This is a genomic window from Devosia yakushimensis, assembly GCF_030159855.1.
Classification (GTDB): Bacteria; Pseudomonadota; Alphaproteobacteria; order Rhizobiales; family Devosiaceae; genus Devosia; species Devosia yakushimensis.
This window is the reverse complement of the sequence record NZ_BSNG01000001.1, coordinates 1,961,776-1,979,014: the sequence shown is the minus strand read 5'-3', so window position 1 is coordinate 1,979,014 and position 17,239 is coordinate 1,961,776. Positions and strand designations below refer to the sequence as shown.

The following is a 17,239-nucleotide window of genomic DNA, read 5'->3' as shown; positions in this document are numbered from 1 at the left end:
CGACCGAATTCGCAAACGCGAATTCGGGGACCTTCGGGCACCTTCTCCCTCAAGGGGAGAAGGAAGGGAAGAAAGATGGAATGGACCGGCGAAGCCCTGCTGATCGGTGTGCGCCGCCACGGCGAGAGCAGCGTCATTGCCGAAGCCATGGTGGCCGGTCGTGGCCGGCATCTGGGCCTGGTGCGCGGCGGCCGCAGCCGGCGCCTCGCCGCAGTCCTGCAACCCGGCAACACCATCCAGCTCACCTGGCGCGCCCGCCTCGAAGACCAGCTCGGCCAGTTCACCGTCGAATTGCTCCAGGCTCGCGCCGCCCAGCTCATAGATGACCGCGCCCGCCTCTACATGAGCCAGTTGATCTGCGATCATCTGCGCCTGCTGCCCGAGCGCGACCCGCATGATCGCCTGCTCGGCATGGCCCTCAACCTGCTCGATCACGCCCCCGACGGGGCCGCGCTCGCTCGCTTCGAGCTCGCCATCCTCGACGACCTCGGCTACGGCCTCGATCTCACCACCTGCGCCGTCACCGGCACAAGTGCCGACCTCACCCACGTCTCCCCCAAATCCGGCCGCGCTGTCTCCCGTGCCGCCGCCCAGCCCTATCTCGATCGCCTGCTGCCGCTGCCCAGCTTCCTCGCCAATCGCGGCAACGCCGCCCCCTCCGACGTCGCCGCCGCCTTCCGCCTCACCGGCCATTTCCTGCAAGACCACGTCTGGGGCCCCCGCGACCTCGCCCCATCTCCGACCCGCGACATCCTCATCGGCCTGCTCTCGCGCGACCACGACGACTAAGCCAAAGTGGTAGGCTGAATCGACATGCACAAAATACTGCTCGTCAGCGTCTCCGCTCATCCATGCCGCCTAATCCCCAATATCTCAGTCGTCACCCTCCCCCTCGCGGGGAGGGATCGAGGGTGGGGGTTCTGTATTCTCCACCAGCATTGAGTTTGTTGAGGCCACAGAACCCCCTCCTAACCTCCCCCTGATAGGGGGAGGACCGTCTTGTGATTGTCACTCGATCTCATTCCAAGAGTGGCGCCATCCCTCCCCCTATCAGGGGGAGGCTAGGAGGGGGTAACGAGAGCCCCAATCTATCCCCCTTATCCCCCTCTTAAAATCCCGTGGCATCATCCCCCCATCATCTGGAACACGGACGGCGCTGCAGCGACCGGCGTCCTGGTGACAGCCGGGGGAGTGGGGGTCGCGCCTCGCTCCGGGATGAGCGGACGGATCAGCGGGCAGGATGACTACGGTCACCTGCTGGGGTCGCGATGCCGCCTTCCGATCAAGGCCCGGCGCCCCGAGGCGGTTCTCGTCTCACTTTTTACCACTACGAGGCGAAAGCCGTCTCGGGGTCCGTCCGTCTATCCGGCAACCGCTGCACAAGCGGCGCACCCGCTCGCCCATAACCCGTGCAAAAACCCCAGCAAATCTGCGACTTTGCTCGCCCGCCAGCTATAATCGTTTCCTGATTCGTTCTCCCGGAAACTGTGCCTATGTCCGACGCTGATACCCTCCCGCCCGCCGATGACCAGCGCGTCGTCGATTTGCGGCAGGCGCTCGAAGAGCGGTATCTGTCCTACGCGCTCTCGACCATTACCCAGCGTGCGCTGCCCGATGCGCGGGACGGCCTCAAGCCCGTCCATCGCCGCATCATCCATGCCATGCGCCTGCTCAAGCTCGATCCCAATCAGGGCTACAAGAAATCCGCCCGTATCGTCGGCGACGTGATCGGTAAGTTCCACCCCCATGGCGATCAGTCGATCTATGACGCCCTGGTGCGCCTGGCGCAGGATTTTGCCATGCGCTACCCGCTGGTCGATGGCCAGGGCAATTTCGGCAATATCGACGGCGATAGCGCCGCTGCCATGCGATATACCGAATCCCGCATGACGGACGTGGCCACGCGCCTGCTCGAAGGCATCACCGAAAATGCCATCGATTTCAAACCCACCTATGACGGGGAAGACGAAGAGCCGGCCGTCCTGCCGTCCAATTTCCCGAACCTGTTGGCCAATGGCTCGATGGGCATTGCCGTGGGCATGGCGACCTCCGTGCCCCCGCACAACGTGCTCGAGCTGTGCAATGCCGCCCTCAAGCTCATCTACAATCCAACTGCGACCACCGAAGAACTGATTCATCAGGATTTGGGCGCGCCGCCCTCCAGCGATGATCTGGTGCGCGGCCCCGATTTCCCCACTGGCGGACACCTGGTCGATGCTCGCGCCAGCATCGTCAACGCTTACGAAACCGGCCGCGGTGCTTTCCGCGTTCGCGCTGTCTGGGAAAAGGAGGAAAAGGGCAGGGGCGTCTATCAGATCGTCGTCACCCAGATTCCCTATGGCGTGCAAAAGTCCCGGCTAGTCGAAAAGATCGCCGAATTGTTGCTCGCCAAGCGCCTGCCTTTGCTTAAGGACGTGCGCGACGAAAGCGCCGACGATATCCGCCTCGTGCTCGAACCGCGCGCCGGCACGGTCGATCCGGTCATCCTGATGGAGCAGCTCTACAAACTCTCCGATCTCGAACAGCGTTTCCCGCTCAATCTCAACGTGCTCGACAAGGGCACGCTGCCCCGCGTCATGAGCCTGGCCGATGCGCTCAAGGCCTGGCTCGACCACCGCAAGATCGTGCTGGTCCGCCGCAGCGAACATCGCCTCGAGCAGATCGCCAACCGCCTCGAAGTGCTCGAAGGCTATATCGTCGCCTATCTCAATCTCGACGAGGTGATCCGCATCATCCGCGAGGAAGACGACGCCAAGGCCTCCCTGATCGCTACGTTCTCGCTCACCGACAATCAGGCCGAAGCCATTCTCAACATGCGCTTGCGGTCCTTGCGCAAGCTCGAGGAAATGGAGCTGCGCGAGGAGCATACCAAGCTCACCGAAGAAAAAGGCCGGCTCGAAAGCCTGCTCTCCTCCGACAAGCGGCAATGGGGCGAGATCGCCAAGCAGGTCGAAGCGCTCAAAAAGGCCTATCCGCTCTTCGAGGCCGATGGCACCACGCCCCATGCGCTGGGCGCTCGCCGGTCCCTTTTCAGCGACGCGCCCGATGCCGACCACGCCGAAGTCACCACCGCGCTGATCGAGCGCGAGCCGATCACCGTCATCCTCTCCGAGAAAGGCTGGATTCGTGCGCTCAGGGGCCATACCGACGAGATCGACGAAAAGGGTTTCAAAACCGGTGACCGGCTGAAGCTCTCCATCAAGGCCGAAACCACCGACAAGCTGCTCATGCTGACCACGGGCGGCAAGGTCTATACCCTGGGGGGCGACAAGCTCCCCGGCGGCCGCGGCCAGGGCGAGCCCGTGCGCATCATGGTCGATATGGAAGAGGGGCAGGACATCGTCAGCCTCTTCGTCCACCGGCCCGGTCAGAAACGCGTCATCGCGTCATCTGCCGGTTACGGATTTATCGTTGCCGAAGACGACATGATCGCCAATACTCGCAAGGGCAAGCAGATCCTCAACGTCACCACACCCGACGAAGCCCGCCTGCTCGTACCCATGGTGGGCGATCGCGTCGCCGTCATCGGACAAAACCGCAAACTCCTGGTTTTCCCCGTGGCGCAATTGGCCGAAATGGGCCGCGGCAAGGGCGTGCGCCTGCAGCGCTACAAGGATGGCGGCATTTCCGACCTCAAGACCTTCTATGCCGCCGATGGCCTCACCTGGATGGACAGTTCCGGCCGCACCTTCACCAAGCCCATGGAAGAGCTCACCGACTGGCTCGGCGACCGCGCCGCCGCCGGCCGCCAGCCCCCAAATGGCTTCCCGCGCAACAACAGGTTCGTGGGGTGATCACAATGCTCCCCTCTCCCCTTGAGGGAGAGGGACGGCATTTCTGCGTTCAGCAGAAATGACAGGGTGAGGGGTTCTGCGTCATCCTATGCCAGAGCCATAGAAAGGAGCCCATCATTCCACCGAAAAGCTGAACACCACCGGCAGGTGATCGCTCGCCGTGGGCCGCCCGGCATGCAGGTCATGCACCACGATCCCGCCTCGCGTCATCACATGGTCGAGTGGCAAAAAGGGCAGGGTGTCCCGCCAGGCTCCGAGATAAAACCAGCTCAGCGGATAGGTCAGCAGGTTCACCGTTTCCCGCACCAGCCCGTTCCGGCTGACGAAATTGCGCAGCGCATAAGACCATGGCGTCGAATTGAAATCCCCCGCCAGGATCATCGGCCCCTCGATCGTGTCCAGCACGGCCGATAGCCTGCCGAGCTGGTCCTGTTGCCGCTGCATCGGAATGGGCCAGTCCATATGCGTCGTAACAACCGAAAAACTCTTGCCGTCCGGCGTATGGAATTTGGCCAGGATATGCGCCGTCCGCTCGGTCACATAGGCGTTGTCCGGGCAGGCGCCATCCTCCACCTGCTCGAACGGAATACGCGAATAGAGCCCCAGATTGGCCCGCTTCCCGCCCCGGCACCGCGCATAATAGGGATAGCGTGCGGCCAGCAGTGGATGCAGTTCGCTCGCTTGTTCGCCGAAATACTCCTGGAGCACGATGATATCGAGGTCCTCGGCGAAAATTGCCGCGGTGACCTTTTCCATCTCATAATTCATGCCGAAAAGATTATGCGTCATCATCCGCACCACGCCCGTTGCGGGCGCTGCCGGCCGCGCCTGGGTCGAGGCGATGAATTCGGGCACCATGACATTGGCCGAGGCCGCCACGCCTACAAAGACATAAATCATCGCCGCGCTGCGCCAGTTTCCGCGTAACAGCACGGTCACCAGAAACAGCCCGATCAGCGTCGCCGGCAGCAGCAGGATTTGCGCATGGTTGAGCAGGTCGAATACGGGCACGGCAAAACCGAACAGCGCCAATATTGACCATGTGGCGGCGCCCAGGGCGCCCAGCAGCAGCCCCAGCCGGACCAGGAAAAACAGCAATGACATAAGCGATCCGGAAGCAAGCGACAGCAATTCCGCCGTCTCGCCCAGCCTTATGGCTCAAACAAGGCGCAGGTCAAACCCAGCGCAGCCCTTTTGGCGCAGACCGTGGCTCTCAAATCTACTTGATGAATGGCGGGAGGGCGAAACCTACTCCAGCGGGCACCAGCCCAGCGTGCCGCGCTGCACTTCCAGCGGCCGGTATTGCGCCTTATAGGCCATTTTCGGGGAATCTTTCACCCAATAGCCCAGATACACATAGCTCAGCCCCGCCGAGCGGACCTGCGCGATATGATCGAGAATGAGGAAAGTCCCCAAGCTCCGATGCGCCAGGTCCGGGTCATAAAAACTATAGACCATGGATAGCCCGTCCGGCATCACATCTGTCAGCGCTACCGCGACCAGGGGGTGGGCCGGATGGTCGCGCAGTCTATATTCCACCAGCACGGACTGCACCGGCGTATCCTCGACCATATACTCATAGTCGACAAAGCTCATCTGGTTCATGCCGCCACCGGCATGGCGCGACTCCAGATAGCGCTTGAACAGGTCATATTGTTCGCTGGTCGCCGTTGTCGGTCGCACATCGACCGACAGGTCGGCATTGTTGCGCAGCACCCGGCGGAAGCGCGAAGAGGCCTCGAACGCCCCGGCAACGATCCGCACCGATTGGCAGGCATTGCAGCCCTCGCAGGCCGGCCGATAAATTAGGTTCTGGCTGCGCCGGAAGCCGTTTTCGCTCAACAGATGATGCAGGCTCGAAGCCCGCCGCCCGGTCAGGTGCGTGAACAGCTTGCGCTCCTGCTTGCCCGGCAAATAGGGGCACGGCATCGCGGCTGTCAAAAACAACTGAGTGGTTTCAGGCGTGTGGTCGGTCATCCATGACCCTTGGGTGCAATCAGAGGAGTGTAAACCTCTGCTCTACCCCAGGCAACGCCTCAATAAGCCCCTTGGCTCCGGCTGTCATAGGCCTGCCAATGCCGGATCATCGGCGAGCGGCGCACCATCAGCGTGCCGGTAATCAAGTCATGGATCATTTGCCGCCGCGGCGTGAACAGCGCGAACAGCAGCGAAACCGGCCAGCAAATCCCCACCGTGATCCAGAACACGGCGGCATGGATGATCGCCATCCAGCCATCGAGCGGCTGCCCGCGCGTCGGCGTCAGCACCAGATCCATCATCCGCATGCCCAGCGTCGCCCGGCTATGCGAGCCCAGCGTGGCGCCATAATAGACCAGCACCGTCGCCGGCACGAGAAACAGCAGCGCCAGCCAAGCCAGCCCAAATGTCAGAAATCCGGCGATGAAACCGACCACGCCAAAGACCATCATAAGCATGCCCATGATCGTCAGGTCGATGAGAAAGGCCCAGACGCGGCGCGTCAGCACGCCATCGAACAGCTCGGGCGCGGTTTCCGGGTCGGGCAACAGGGGGCGGGCAGTTTGTGTCTGGCTCATGCACGAAACATTGTCATGCATCGGGCAGGGTACAAGAGGCAGGGCACTAAAATGTGCCTTGGGCGATGCTGTGGATCGTCGCTGACCTATCGTACCACAATCGCCTCCCTCGGGCTTGACCCGAGGGCCACTATCCTCGCCACCACTTCAGTGCCGAGCCCCGGGGCAAAATCGGTGGTTATTTGCCGGCGCGAGCCTTCTCGGAGTTACCGCCCCAATTCCCGCGCCACTTCCAGCGCAAAATAGGTCAGCACCCCATTGGCCCCGGCGCGCTTAAACGCATAAAGGCTCTCAAGGATCGCCCGCTTGCGATCCAGCGCTCCCGCAGCGGCCGCGAACTCGATCATCGCGTATTCCCCGCTCACCTGGTAGGCGTAGATCGGAATATTGAAATTGTCCTTGGCCCGCCGCACGATATCGAGATATGGCAGGCCGGGCTTGACCATGATGCTGTCTGCGCCTTCCTCGATGTCCTGCGCAATTTCCCGCAACGCCTCGTCGGAATTGGCGAAATCCATCTGATAGGTCCGCTTGTCGCCCCGCAGCCGGCTGCCCGTGCCCACCGCCTCGCGGAACGGCCCATAATAGCATGAGGCATATTTGGCCGCGTAGGACATGATCTGGACCTGGTCGAACCCCTCGCCGTCCAGCACCCCGCGGATCGCTGCCACGCGCCCGTCCATCATGTCGGATGGCGCGATAATGTCGGCGCCGGCCTTGGACTGCACCAGCGCCGAGCGCGCCATGACGGTGATGGTCTCGTCATTGAGGATTTCCCCGTCGCGCACCAGCCCGTCCTGGCCGTCGCTTGAATATTCGTCCAATGCAACATCCGCGATCAGCCCGATTTCCGGCACCGCGCTCTTGATGGCGCTCAGCGCCCGGCACATCAGATTGTCCGGGTTATAGGCCTCGGCCGCATTTTCGCTGCGCAGATGATCGGGCGTATTGGGAAACAGCGCCAGCGCCGGAATCCCCGCATCGCGCGCCGCTCGCGCCGCCTCGACGCACAGATCGACGCTCAGCCGCTCCACCCCTGGCATGGTCTTGATCCCGGTCTTTTCGTTCTGCCCTTCGATGACGAAAAGCGGCCAGATCAGGTCGTCCGGCGTCAGCACCGTCTCGCGCACCATGGCCCGGCTCCACTCGGTCCGGCGGCTGCGTCGCAAGCGGCGGCCGCCGAGGAATTCCATATCGTGCTTGGTCCAGTACTCGGCCATCGTCTGCTCCTATTTGCCTCTCGTCTATCAAAGGCGGGGGAGGGCTCCAAGCTCCGGCTTGTCGCATCTATCGGCAGGGGCTAGAAACCCGGCATGGATTTCAACGCGCCCGCCCTTGGCATCTTCGTCCGCATTATCGCCATTGTCAGCCTTTTGCTCGGGCTCAACGATGCCGCGCGCCTGCTTGGCGTCAATGCGGGCGCCGTTAGTCCCTTGGCGACGCTGGGCACAGCCGGCTTTGTCTATCTCACCGTTTTTTGCCTCGCCCGCCTTTTTGCTGCCGTCGGCCTGTGGATTAGGGCCAGTTGGGGCGGTGTTCTGCTCGCCGGCGCCACGGCGATCGAACTGGCGCTCTATCTCTCGGGCAATCCCGATGTGCAGATGACCGCTTTCGGCTTCGGCCTGCGGCTGGCGCTGGTAGCGGCGATCCTCGCCGTCTTCGTCCTCCGGGTCCGTCAGCGCCGCGCCCGCGCCAGCGACTGAGACCGTTCAGGCCGGGTGAAACTGCTCGATCATGATCTCTTCGGCCAGCGCATCCTGCGGTGCGCCGAAAGTCGTGACCGTGGTGAACCAGCGCGTCGTAACACCATTTATCGTGACGACCACCGGCAGTAGGACGGTGCCCGCGCCGCCATGAACCTGCGCCAATTGCTCCACGCCGGGCTGCTGCCGCGCGCGTCTTAAGACCTGCGCTATCTCCGATTGTGGTCCCCGCATCCGCACCCCCTCGCGCATCCGGTGCATGAGATAATTTGCCACCTCCGGCCAGTTGACGATGCTTTCGCGCAACGGCCCAGGGACGAATACCAGGTCAACCAGGTTGATCTTGCCGCCGCCAAGACCACCCAGCAGCGCCGCCCCCGCCTCATTGGCGTCAAGCACCGTGAACGCGGCATCCAGCACCAGCGCAGGATGAGGAGCATGCGCAGCAAGGATCAGCCCCGCCGCGCGCCGTATCTCCACCATCTGTTCGCTATGCCAATCGCTTTCGCCATATTGCGGCGCAAAGCCGGCGGCGATCAGCATCGCATTGCGCTCCCGCAACGGCATGGCAAGTGCCTCGGCCAGTCGCAGCACCATGTCCGCGCTGGGCCTCGCCCTCCCGGATTCCATGAACGAGACGTGCCGCGACGACACATCCGCCGTCAGCGCCAGCTCCATCTGGCTCATCCCCCGCAGGCCGCGCCAATCGCGCAATATCTGGCCGATCATCCCATTCTCCTGTGCCGCTGCATAAAACCGCCAAGCGAGCTGCAATTCCATTACCTACAAGGTAATTGAGGTCATTACCTCCCCGGGCCAGTCTCATGTCCATCGAAAACACCGACACGGAGATCCCCGATGACTGCTCTTGCCAACGCCCTCAAGCTGCACCCCCGCATGATCTATTTCGCCGATGCCGCAGCCTGCCTCATTCTCGGCGCGGTTCTTGCTGCCGCGGCCGCGCCGCTTACCGCACTCCTGGCCTGGCCCCTGCCAAATGCCTTGCTGATTGCCTCCGGCCTCATCCTACTGCCCTGGGCCGCGTTCAACTTATTGACAGCGCGGGCCCGGCAGCTGACCCCGGCCATGCTCGCCATCCACGTGGCCGGCGACGCGCTCTGGGGCATTGGCAGCGTTGCGCTGGCCGCTATTCATGCCGGCCAGATGAGCGAACTGGGACTATTTTTACTGTTGGCGCAGGCCCTTGCGGTGGCCGGCATGCTGGCGCTCAAGCTCGCCTTCGCCAGGCCATTCCTCACTATCGCCTAGCTTGGCCGGGCGTGAGCGTCTAATCTCGCTCATGCCCGTCACACCTCGGTAAGGTTACAATTTTATCACCAGGTGATACGAAGAATTAAGCCAAATTCTCATTGTATTCCAGTAAGATAGTTTTAAGCGTGTGGCTTAGGGCGATCTTAGTCGGGGCGCCGTAGTTTGGCCTCATGAGATGCGAAAAATCGCACGGACTGATAAACAGTGAGGCACAAATGGCAATCAAATCCAACGCCGCCGAGGCAATGGTTCCGGGCCGGACCGAAAGCCTGAAGCCGCTCTATCTCGAAGCCGTTTCGCGCGTCGAGCGTCTTCACCGCCGCCTGCTCGATCTCATCAAGGATGAGTTCGACCGCATGGGTTGGGACGACATCAACCCTGTCCAGGCGCTGCTGATGTTCAATATCGGCGATGCCGAACTGACAGCCGGCGAGCTGCGGTCTCGGGGCTATTATCTGGGCTCCAACGTCTCGTACAATCTCAAGAAGCTTGTCGAAACCGGCTATATCTTCCAGGAACGCTCCCGTTCCGACCGCCGCTCGGTTCGCATCAAGCTGACCCCCAAGGGCGAGGAAGTGGCCGAAGTCATCGACGAGCTCTATGATCGCCACCTCAAGTCGATCGATAAGGTCGGCGGCCTGGGCGATGATGAATTCGACGGCCTCAACAAGGCGCTGGCCCGTCTCGAGCGCTTCTGGGTCGATCAGATCCTCTATAAACTCTAAATAGAAGACAGGCCGGGCAGGGGATTTGTTGCCTGCCAGCCACACCATCAAGCAAACGCCAGCCTCAGCGCTGGCGTTTCTTATTTCAGCCGCAAATGGCCAGCATTTGCCTCGTTACGTGGTTTGAAACCATTTCCCGTCTATTCTTGGTTTATGAAGTCCAAAGTTCACACTCGCTTGACCGCGTTGTGACGGGCGGGACGCGATGGTAAAGCCGGTTTCATCCGGCGGGCTGGATATTTCGGGTGACTTGATGCGATTGAATCGTCGTTCTCTTCTGCAATCCATGGCTGTGAGTGGCGCTGCCTTGGCCATGCCTTCCGTGGTGCGGGCCCAGGACTCCTTCTGGGACATGTTCGACCGCAACCGCGTGCTGCGTAATGTCGACCAAAACGGCAATACCGCTGCCGCCCAGGCACTGATCGCTACGAATGAGCCGATCCTGTCCTATGACACGGCTTACAATCTGCAATTGGCCATTTCTCAATACGAGCCCTTCGTGGCCGCCGGCGGCTGGGAAGAGACACCCCAGGAAGCCTATGGCCTCAAGCTCGGCGAGTCGCGCAAAGCCGTCGTCGCCCTCAAGCGCCGCCTAATCTCCTCGGGCGATATGGCAATGGTCGAAAATGTCAGCGACATGATCGACGCTCCCGCCGATGCTGGCATTCGTGCCTTTCAGGCCCGTCATGGCCTTGTCGTCACCGGTCAGGTCGATGAAGCCACCTGGTATGCGCTCTCGGTTCCGGCCCAGACGCGGCTCAACCAGCTCTATCTCAACGCCCAGCGCGTTCAGACCATGGCGTCAAACCTCAGCGAACGCTATGTCGTGGTCAATATCCCCGCTGCGACCATCGAGGCGGTGAATGGTGGCATGGTCGAACAGCGCCATACCGCAGTGGTTGGTCGCGTCGATCGCGCCACCCCGATCATGGCCAGCAAGGTCAGCCAGATCAATTTCAATCCCTATTGGCATGTGCCCAAGTCGCTGGTCGAGCGCGACTTGACCAAGTACATGCTGGAAAATCCCAACTACCTGGCCGAACAGAACATCCATATCTACGATGGCAGCGGCACCGAAATTTCGCCCGCGTCGATCGATTGGAACAATCTCGGCAACGCGATCAATTACATGTATCGCCAGGAGCCGGGTGCGGCCAATTCCATGGGCCATTGTAAGATCAACTTCTACAATCCCTACGATTGCTACCTGCACGATACCCCGACCAAGGCGCTGTTCGGCGAAAACGCCCGCTTCCACTCCTCGGGCTGCGTGCGCGTCGAGGGCGTCAACCAGCTGGTCAACTGGCTGCTGCGCGACAATGGCGATTGGGATCAGAACAAGGTCGATATGACCTTCGAATCCCTGCAGCGCCTCGATGTCGAGTGCAAGGCCCGCGTGCCGCTGCACACCACCTACATCACGGCCTGGGCCAATAAGCAGGGCACTGTCAGCTTCCGCGACGACGTCTACAATTTCGACGCCCAGGGCAAGGTCACCTTCGAGGCCTAATGCCGGCGTTGGCGCCTCACGGCCCGCAGGCTGGGTGAGGGGGCTTTCTCCAAAGCCATGACAACGCAAAACGCCCTCCATCCGGAGGGCGTTTTTGTTTTGTCATGGAATCGGGCACCATGCGCCCAAACCAGAGGAACGCAGCCATGGCCCAAGGTGAAGTTCTGTTTGAGTTCGTCCAGCTCGGCCAACAGATGCGTGTCGCCGCCATAGACAGCGCCAGCGGTACCGAGGTCGTGGTCATCACACCCGTTTCCGCCACTCGCAACCAGATGCAGCAACTCGCCCTGGCAAAGCTACGCCGGAAACTCCAGACGGAGCCACCGGCGCAGGAAAAACGCTTATTCTAGCGGCCTTATCTACAGCATGCAGCGGCGGCGGATGCCGTCATAGCCCATGAAGGTATCGGTCTCTTCGTCATAAGAGCGGTAGCGCGCATAGCAGGCGTTCACATGCGCCCGGTAAGAGCCGCCGCCATAGACCGGCTGCCCGCCATAATTATTGTTGTTCTGGCCGGCAAGCGCGCCGCCCAACAGGGCGCCGAAGCCGAAGCCGAAGAGGCCCGCGGCAATGCCGTCTAGCGAGTTGCGGCGGCTACGGTAGAAGGTGTCGTAATCCCGGTCACGCCAGCCGCCGCCATAATAGCCGCGGCAATCGCGGTCCCGCGGGTTGCGGTCGCAATAGCTCATGATCACCCGGTCGCGTTGCGACCAGTTGCCATTGCCGCCGCCCTGCGGATTCATCATCACGCCGCCCTGCGCAAATGCCGGTACCACGCCGGTCAGCGCCACGGTTCCCGCAATTACCGCCGCGGCAAGTTTTCCAAATTTCGTCTTCATGTCGAATTCTCCAAAACCACCCCGCCGGCCGGGGGTCACCGGCCCTATGCAAACAGAAATGCGCAAGCGCGCTCGACGGTTGCCTGCCAATTGAGAAATTACTGTGGCAACGCATGGATTGAAGGCGCGGATCGTGCTAGAGGCTGCGCCCGTACCATCCTTCCGACACCACATGTTGGGATCGCCCTGGAGTTGAGCCCATGAGCGCTGCGACCTCTCTTTCGCCTTTTCCGAAGTTCTTTTCCGCAAATCTTGCCGAGACCGATCCTGAGATCGCCGGCGCGATCAGTGATGAACTCGGTCGCCAGCAGCACGAAATCGAGCTGATTGCGTCCGAAAACATCGTGTCCCGCGCGGTGCTTGAAGCGCAGGGCTCGATCATGACCAACAAATATGCGGAAGGTTATCCGGGTAAGCGCTATTATGGTGGTTGCCAGTTCGTCGACGTGGCTGAAACCCTCGCCATCGAACGCGCCAAGCAGCTCTTCGACGCCAAATTCGCCAATGTGCAACCCAATTCGGGCAGCCAGATGAATCAGGCCGTCTTCCTGGCGCTGCTGCAGCCGGGCGATACCTTTATGGGGCTCGATCTGAATTCCGGTGGCCATCTCACCCATGGTTCGCCGGTCAACATGTCCGGCAAGTGGTTCAACGTCGTTTCCTATGGTGTGCGCCGCGACGATCACCTGCTCGATATGGACGAAGTCGAACGCCTCGCCCATGAGCACAAGCCCAAGCTGATCCTGGCCGGCGGCACCGCCTATTCCCGCATCTGGGATTGGAAGCGTTTTCGCGAGATCGCTGATTCCGTCGGCGCCTATCTCATGGTCGATATGGCCCATATCGCTGGGCTGGTTGCCGGCGGCGTGCATCCTTCGCCGGTCCCGCATGCCCATGTCACCACTACCACCACGCATAAATCCTTGCGCGGCCCGCGTGGTGGCATGATCCTCTCCAACGACGAGGATATCGCCAAGAAGATCAATTCGGCCGTCTTCCCGGGCCTGCAGGGCGGGCCGCTGATGCATGTCATCGCCGCCAAGGCCGTCGCCTTCAAGGAAGCGCTGCAGCCCGAATTCAAGGTCTATGCCCGCCAGGTGGTGGACAATGCCCGTGCCTTGGCCGAAACGCTCAAGTCGCACGGCCTCGACGTCGTCTCCGGCGGCACCGACAACCATCTGATGCTGGTCGACCTGCGTCCCAAGAACGCCACCGGCAAGCGCGCCGAGCAGGGCCTGGGCCGTGCCTTCATCACCTGCAACAAGAACGGCATTCCCTACGATCCGGAAAAGCCCTTCGTCACCTCCGGTATTCGTCTGGGCACTCCTGCCGGCACCACCCGCGGCTTCGGCGTTGCCGAATTCCAGGAAATCGGCAGCCTGATCGTCGAAGTGCTCGATGGTCTGCGCGAGGCCAATTCCGACGAGGGTAATGCCGCTGTCGAAGCTGCCGTGCGTGACAAGGTCAAGGCGCTCACCGCGCGCTTCCCGATCTACGCCAGCTAAAAGAGCCAAGCATGCGCTGTCCCTATTGCGGCAACGACGATACGCAGGTCAAGGACAGCCGTCCCACCGAGGATTCCGGTGCCATCCGGCGCCGCCGCGTCTGCAATGGCTGCGGCGGCCGCTTTACCACTTTCGAGCGGGTGCAGCTGCGCGATCTGATCGTGGTCAAGAAGTCCGGCCGCAAGGTCCCGTTCGATCGCGAAAAGCTCTCGCGTTCGGTCTATACCGCGCTACGCAAGCGCTCGGTCGATCCCGATCGCACCGAGCGCATGATATCAGGCATTGTCCGCCAGCTCGAAAGCCTGGGCGAAGTCGAAGTCACCTCCGATCAGATCGGTGAATATGTCATGGAAGGCCTCAAGGGCCTCGATGACGTCGCCTTCGTCCGCTTCGCCTCGGTCTACAAGAATTTCTCCGCCGCCGACGATTTCCGGTCTTTCCTCAGCGAACTCGCCAGCGGCAAGGATATCGTTCAGGATCAGGACGATTGAGCGGGCCGGGCCCCGAGGATATCCGCTGGCTCGATGCGGCCGTGCGCTATGCCTCCGCCTATCTCGGCACCACCGCCGATAATCCCACTGTCGCCGCGCTCGTCGTCGACCCCGTCACTCAAACGCTGATTTCCCGTGCCGTCACCGCCAAGGGCGGCCGCCCGCATGCCGAGTCGCAGGCGCTCGAAGCGGCCGGCTTCGAAGCATCGGGGCGCACGCTCTATGTCACGCTCGAGCCCTGCCATCATTGGGGCCGCACGCCGCCTTGCGTCGATGCCGTCGTCCGCTCCGGCGTGCTGCGCGTTGTCATCGGCACGGGCGATCCTGATCCGCGCACATCAGGCGAGAGCATCCGGCGCCTCGAATCGGCGGGCATCGAGGTCATCCTGGCCGACCACGCCCCCTCCCGCGCCCTCCATGCCGGTCATGCCCTGCGTCACGGGGCAGGGCGCCCCTTCGTCACGGCTAAGCTCGCGGTCTCCGCCGATGGCATGATCGGCCGCAAGGGCCAGGGCAATGTCGCCATTACCGGCGATGGCGCCCGCGACTGGACCCATATGCAGCGCGCCCGCTCCGAAGCCATACTGATCGGCGCCTCCACCGCCCGGCTCGATGATCCCCAGCTCACCGTCCGCCTGCCGGGCCTCGAGAACCGCACGCCGCTCCGCGTCGTGCTCGCCGGCGCCAAGGGCATCGACCGCAAGGTGAATCTGATTGATCGCTTCTCCGCCCATCGCCTTGCAATCATTGCGGAAACCGACGCCCCGGTCGAAGCGCCGCCATCTGTGGAAATCCTCCGCGTCGAGGGCAAAAAGGGACGTCCCGACTTGGCCCTGGCCTTTGGCGCGCTGGCCCGCAAGGGCATCCAGCATCTGCTCGTCGAACCCGGCGCCCGCCTCACCGCTGCCTTGCTCGATGCCGGCCTTGTCGATCGCTTTGCCCTACTGACCAGCCCGGTGACGATAGGCAAGGGCGGTCTACCCGCCCGCGCCGGCCAATCCCTGGCTGATCGGCTCGCCGCCGCGGGCCTGGTGGAGGCCGATAGTCAACCGCTTGGCGATGATCTGGTCACCATCTTCGAACGGCATGCCAGCATTTCTCAGTAGCCGCCGGCGCTCGCGCCTCGCTATATCAATAGTCTCACGACACTTCAGGAATAGTCCATGTTCACCGGTATCGTCACCGACGTCGGCAAATTGCTCAGGGTTGAAGACCGCAATGACGGGCGCCTGCTGCGCATCGGCACGGCCTATGATGCCGCCGGCATCGACATGGGCGCCTCCATCACCAATGATGGCATCTGCCTCACGGTGACCGACAAGGGCATCGATAACGGTCAGAACTGGTTCGAAGTCTTCGCGGCCCTCGAAACCCTTGCCGTCACTCAAGTCGGCAAATGGCAGCTCGGCCGACGGGTCAATCTGGAGCGCTCCCTCAAGATCGGCGACGAGCTGGGCGGACACATCGTCTCCGGCCATATCGATGGCATGGCTGAAATCGTCGACAAAAAGCAGACTGGCGACCAGATCACCTATACGTTCGCCGTGTCCGACGCCGTCGCCCCCTTCATCGCCAAAAAGGGCAGCGTGGCCCTCAATGGCACTTCGCTCACCGTCAACGATGTCGAAGCCAACCGCTTCTCGGTCCATTTGATCCCCTATACGGTTGAAGTTACCTCCTGGGGCGATTATGGGGTTGGCGACAGCGTCAATATCGAGGTCGACCCTATGGCGCGCTACGCGGCGCGCCTGTTTGAAACCCTTGGCGACTTCCGCAAATAAGGACTGCCCCATGGCCTCTCACGGCGCCAATTTCCCCATCGAGCCCGGCTCCGCCGATGGCCAGCACTTCCTCATCGTCGAGGCCCGTTACTATACCGAGCTGGCCGACGAGCTCCTGGCCGGCGCTTCCGCTGCCATCACGGCCGCCGGCGCAACCTTTGATGTAGTGACCGTTCCCGGCGCCCTCGAAATCCCCGCCGCCATTGCCATGGCGCTGGAGGCCGGCGATTATGATGGCTTCGTTGCCCTGGGCACCGTCATCCGCGGCGAAACCACCCATTACGAGATCGTCTCCAATGAAAGCGCCCGCGCGCTGATGGAAATCTCCGTCGTTGACGCCCTGCCGCTGGGCAATGGCATCCTCACCGTCGAGAACGAGGATCAGGCCTGGGCCCGCGCCCGCGTGTCCGAACAGGACAAGGGCGGCGGCGCCGCCCGCGCCGCTCTGGCCATGGCCGCCCTCAAGACCCGGCTGAACGCATAAAATGGCCGACGCTCCCAAACGCGACCCGCAATCCACCCGCACCGCCAATCAGCGCGGTGCTGCTCGCCTCGCCGCCGTTCAGGCGCTCTACCAGATGGATGTGGGCCGCGCGACGCTTGAAGATACCCTTGCCCAGTTCGGCAGCTTCCATCTTGGCCGCGAGATCGAGGGCGAACAATATCTGCCGGCCGATGCCGATTTCTTCCGCCAGATCGTCTCGGGAGTCGCCAAGCATCAGCTCGCCATCGATCCAGCCGTCGATCGCGCCCTGGCCAATGGCTGGCCGGTCGAACGGATCGACGCCACCCTTCGCGCCATTCTGCGCGCCGCCGCTTTCGAACTGCTCCGCCGCAAGGACATTCCGCCGCGCGTCGTGATCACCGAATATATCGATGTCGCCCGCGCCTTCTACGAAGATGACGCCACCGGCATGGTCAACGCTGCCCTCGACGCCATCGCCCGCGAAGCCGGCGCTGACATGAGCGGCACGAAGTAGCCACCACAATGTCATCCCCGCGAAAGCGGGGACCTCCGTTTGAAAAACAAAAAGCCCCGGAAACCCGGGGCTTTTTTCATATCG

Annotated in this window: 19 protein-coding genes; 13 read left to right on the top strand and 6 right to left on the bottom strand. The window is 62.1% G+C overall.

All coding sequences use genetic code 11. The features are described 5' to 3' along the window. Positions 1-75: 75 nt before the first annotated feature. A complete protein-coding gene (gene recO, locus QQL79_RS09730) occupies positions 76-789 on the top strand; it encodes a DNA repair protein RecO (protein ID WP_284390243.1) in 714 nt (237 codons plus the stop codon). Positions 790-1,493: 704 nt separating this feature from the next. Further along, on the top strand, positions 1,494-3,794 hold the full coding sequence (parC, locus tag QQL79_RS09725; RefSeq protein ID WP_284390241.1) for a DNA topoisomerase IV subunit A: 2,301 nt from the start codon (positions 1,494-1,496) through the stop codon (positions 3,792-3,794). Positions 3,795-3,908: 114 nt separating this feature from the next. On the opposite strand, the gene QQL79_RS09720 is transcribed toward parC, so the two are convergent. The 4 genes from QQL79_RS09720 to hemB all read right to left on the bottom strand — a co-directional run bounded on the left by QQL79_RS09720 (position 3,909) and on the right by hemB (position 7,569). Continuing rightward, the gene (locus QQL79_RS09720) at positions 3,909-4,898 is read right to left on the bottom strand and encodes an endonuclease/exonuclease/phosphatase family protein (protein ID WP_284390240.1); all 990 of its coding nucleotides are present in this window, start codon (positions 4,896-4,898) and stop codon (positions 3,909-3,911) included. Between the two features lie 144 nt (positions 4,899-5,042). Then, complete coding sequence (locus QQL79_RS09715; RefSeq protein WP_284390238.1) at positions 5,043-5,771, bottom strand: arginyltransferase; 729 nt, start codon at positions 5,769-5,771, stop codon at positions 5,043-5,045. A 59-nt stretch (positions 5,772-5,830) separates the two neighbouring features. Continuing rightward, positions 5,831-6,349, bottom strand: coding sequence for an RDD family protein (locus tag QQL79_RS09710; protein WP_284390236.1), 519 nt, complete (start codon positions 6,347-6,349; stop codon positions 5,831-5,833). Positions 6,350-6,555: 206 nt separating this feature from the next. Beyond that, positions 6,556-7,569: a porphobilinogen synthase gene (hemB, locus tag QQL79_RS09705; RefSeq protein WP_284390234.1), complete on the bottom strand. Its 1,014-nt coding sequence runs from the start codon at positions 7,567-7,569 to the stop codon at positions 6,556-6,558. Positions 7,570-7,662: 93 nt separating this feature from the next. On the opposite strand from hemB, the gene QQL79_RS09700 reads away from it, so the two are divergent. Then, entirely contained in the window at positions 7,663-8,052 is a 390-nt protein-coding gene (locus QQL79_RS09700; RefSeq protein WP_284390232.1) for a DUF6163 family protein, read from the top strand. Between the two features lie 6 nt (positions 8,053-8,058). Here QQL79_RS09700 and QQL79_RS09695 read toward each other — a convergent pair whose 3' ends face one another. After that, on the bottom strand, positions 8,059-8,781 hold the full coding sequence (locus QQL79_RS09695) for a helix-turn-helix domain-containing protein (protein ID WP_284390230.1): 723 nt from the start codon (positions 8,779-8,781) through the stop codon (positions 8,059-8,061). Between the two features lie 129 nt (positions 8,782-8,910). On the opposite strand from QQL79_RS09695, the gene QQL79_RS09690 reads away from it, so the two are divergent. The 4 genes from QQL79_RS09690 to QQL79_RS09675 all read left to right on the top strand — a co-directional run bounded on the left by QQL79_RS09690 (position 8,911) and on the right by QQL79_RS09675 (position 11,909). Continuing rightward, a complete protein-coding gene (locus tag QQL79_RS09690; RefSeq protein ID WP_284390228.1) occupies positions 8,911-9,321 on the top strand; it encodes a hypothetical protein in 411 nt (136 codons plus the stop codon). 218 nt (positions 9,322-9,539) lie between these two features. Further along, positions 9,540-10,049 carry a transcriptional regulator LdtR gene (gene ldtR / locus QQL79_RS09685; protein WP_284390226.1) on the top strand — a complete coding sequence of 170 codons (510 nt, stop codon included), beginning with the start codon at positions 9,540-9,542 and terminating at the stop codon, positions 10,047-10,049. A 313-nt stretch (positions 10,050-10,362) separates the two neighbouring features. Further along, complete coding sequence (locus QQL79_RS09680; protein ID WP_284392859.1) at positions 10,363-11,559, top strand: L,D-transpeptidase family protein; 1,197 nt, start codon at positions 10,363-10,365, stop codon at positions 11,557-11,559. Between the two features lie 146 nt (positions 11,560-11,705). Then, the gene (locus tag QQL79_RS09675; RefSeq protein ID WP_284390224.1) at positions 11,706-11,909 is read left to right on the top strand and encodes a DUF6898 family protein; all 204 of its coding nucleotides are present in this window, start codon (positions 11,706-11,708) and stop codon (positions 11,907-11,909) included. Positions 11,910-11,918: 9 nt separating this feature from the next. Here the strand turns inward: QQL79_RS09675 and QQL79_RS09670 are convergent, their stop codons facing one another. Further along, positions 11,919-12,398 carry a BA14K family protein gene (locus QQL79_RS09670; protein ID WP_284390222.1) on the bottom strand — a complete coding sequence of 160 codons (480 nt, stop codon included), beginning with the start codon at positions 12,396-12,398 and terminating at the stop codon, positions 11,919-11,921. Positions 12,399-12,598: 200 nt separating this feature from the next. Here QQL79_RS09670 and glyA point away from each other — a divergent pair, with 200 nt between their 5' ends. Genes glyA through nusB form a run of 6 tightly spaced genes read left to right on the top strand, consistent with a single transcriptional unit; the run spans position 12,599 to position 17,155 of the window. Then, entirely contained in the window at positions 12,599-13,903 is a 1,305-nt protein-coding gene (gene glyA / locus QQL79_RS09665; RefSeq protein ID WP_284390220.1) for a serine hydroxymethyltransferase, read from the top strand. Between the two features lie 11 nt (positions 13,904-13,914). Continuing rightward, positions 13,915-14,394: a transcriptional regulator NrdR gene (nrdR, locus tag QQL79_RS09660; RefSeq protein WP_284390218.1), complete on the top strand. Its 480-nt coding sequence runs from the start codon at positions 13,915-13,917 to the stop codon at positions 14,392-14,394. Beyond that, a complete protein-coding gene (ribD, locus tag QQL79_RS09655; RefSeq protein ID WP_284390216.1) occupies positions 14,391-15,500 on the top strand; it encodes a bifunctional diaminohydroxyphosphoribosylaminopyrimidine deaminase/5-amino-6-(5-phosphoribosylamino)uracil reductase RibD in 1,110 nt (369 codons plus the stop codon). Before nrdR ends, ribD begins: the two co-directional genes overlap by 4 nt. Positions 15,501-15,557: 57 nt before the next feature. Continuing rightward, a complete protein-coding gene (locus QQL79_RS09650; RefSeq protein WP_284390214.1) occupies positions 15,558-16,175 on the top strand; it encodes a riboflavin synthase in 618 nt (205 codons plus the stop codon). 10 nt (positions 16,176-16,185) lie between these two features. Further along, positions 16,186-16,659 (top strand): 6,7-dimethyl-8-ribityllumazine synthase, encoded by a 474-nt coding sequence (locus tag QQL79_RS09645; protein ID WP_284390212.1) that lies wholly within the window; start codon positions 16,186-16,188, stop codon positions 16,657-16,659. 1 nt (position 16,660) lies between these two features. Next, positions 16,661-17,155 carry a transcription antitermination factor NusB gene (nusB, locus tag QQL79_RS09640; protein ID WP_284390211.1) on the top strand — a complete coding sequence of 165 codons (495 nt, stop codon included), beginning with the start codon at positions 16,661-16,663 and terminating at the stop codon, positions 17,153-17,155. Positions 17,156-17,239 lie beyond the last annotated feature (84 nt).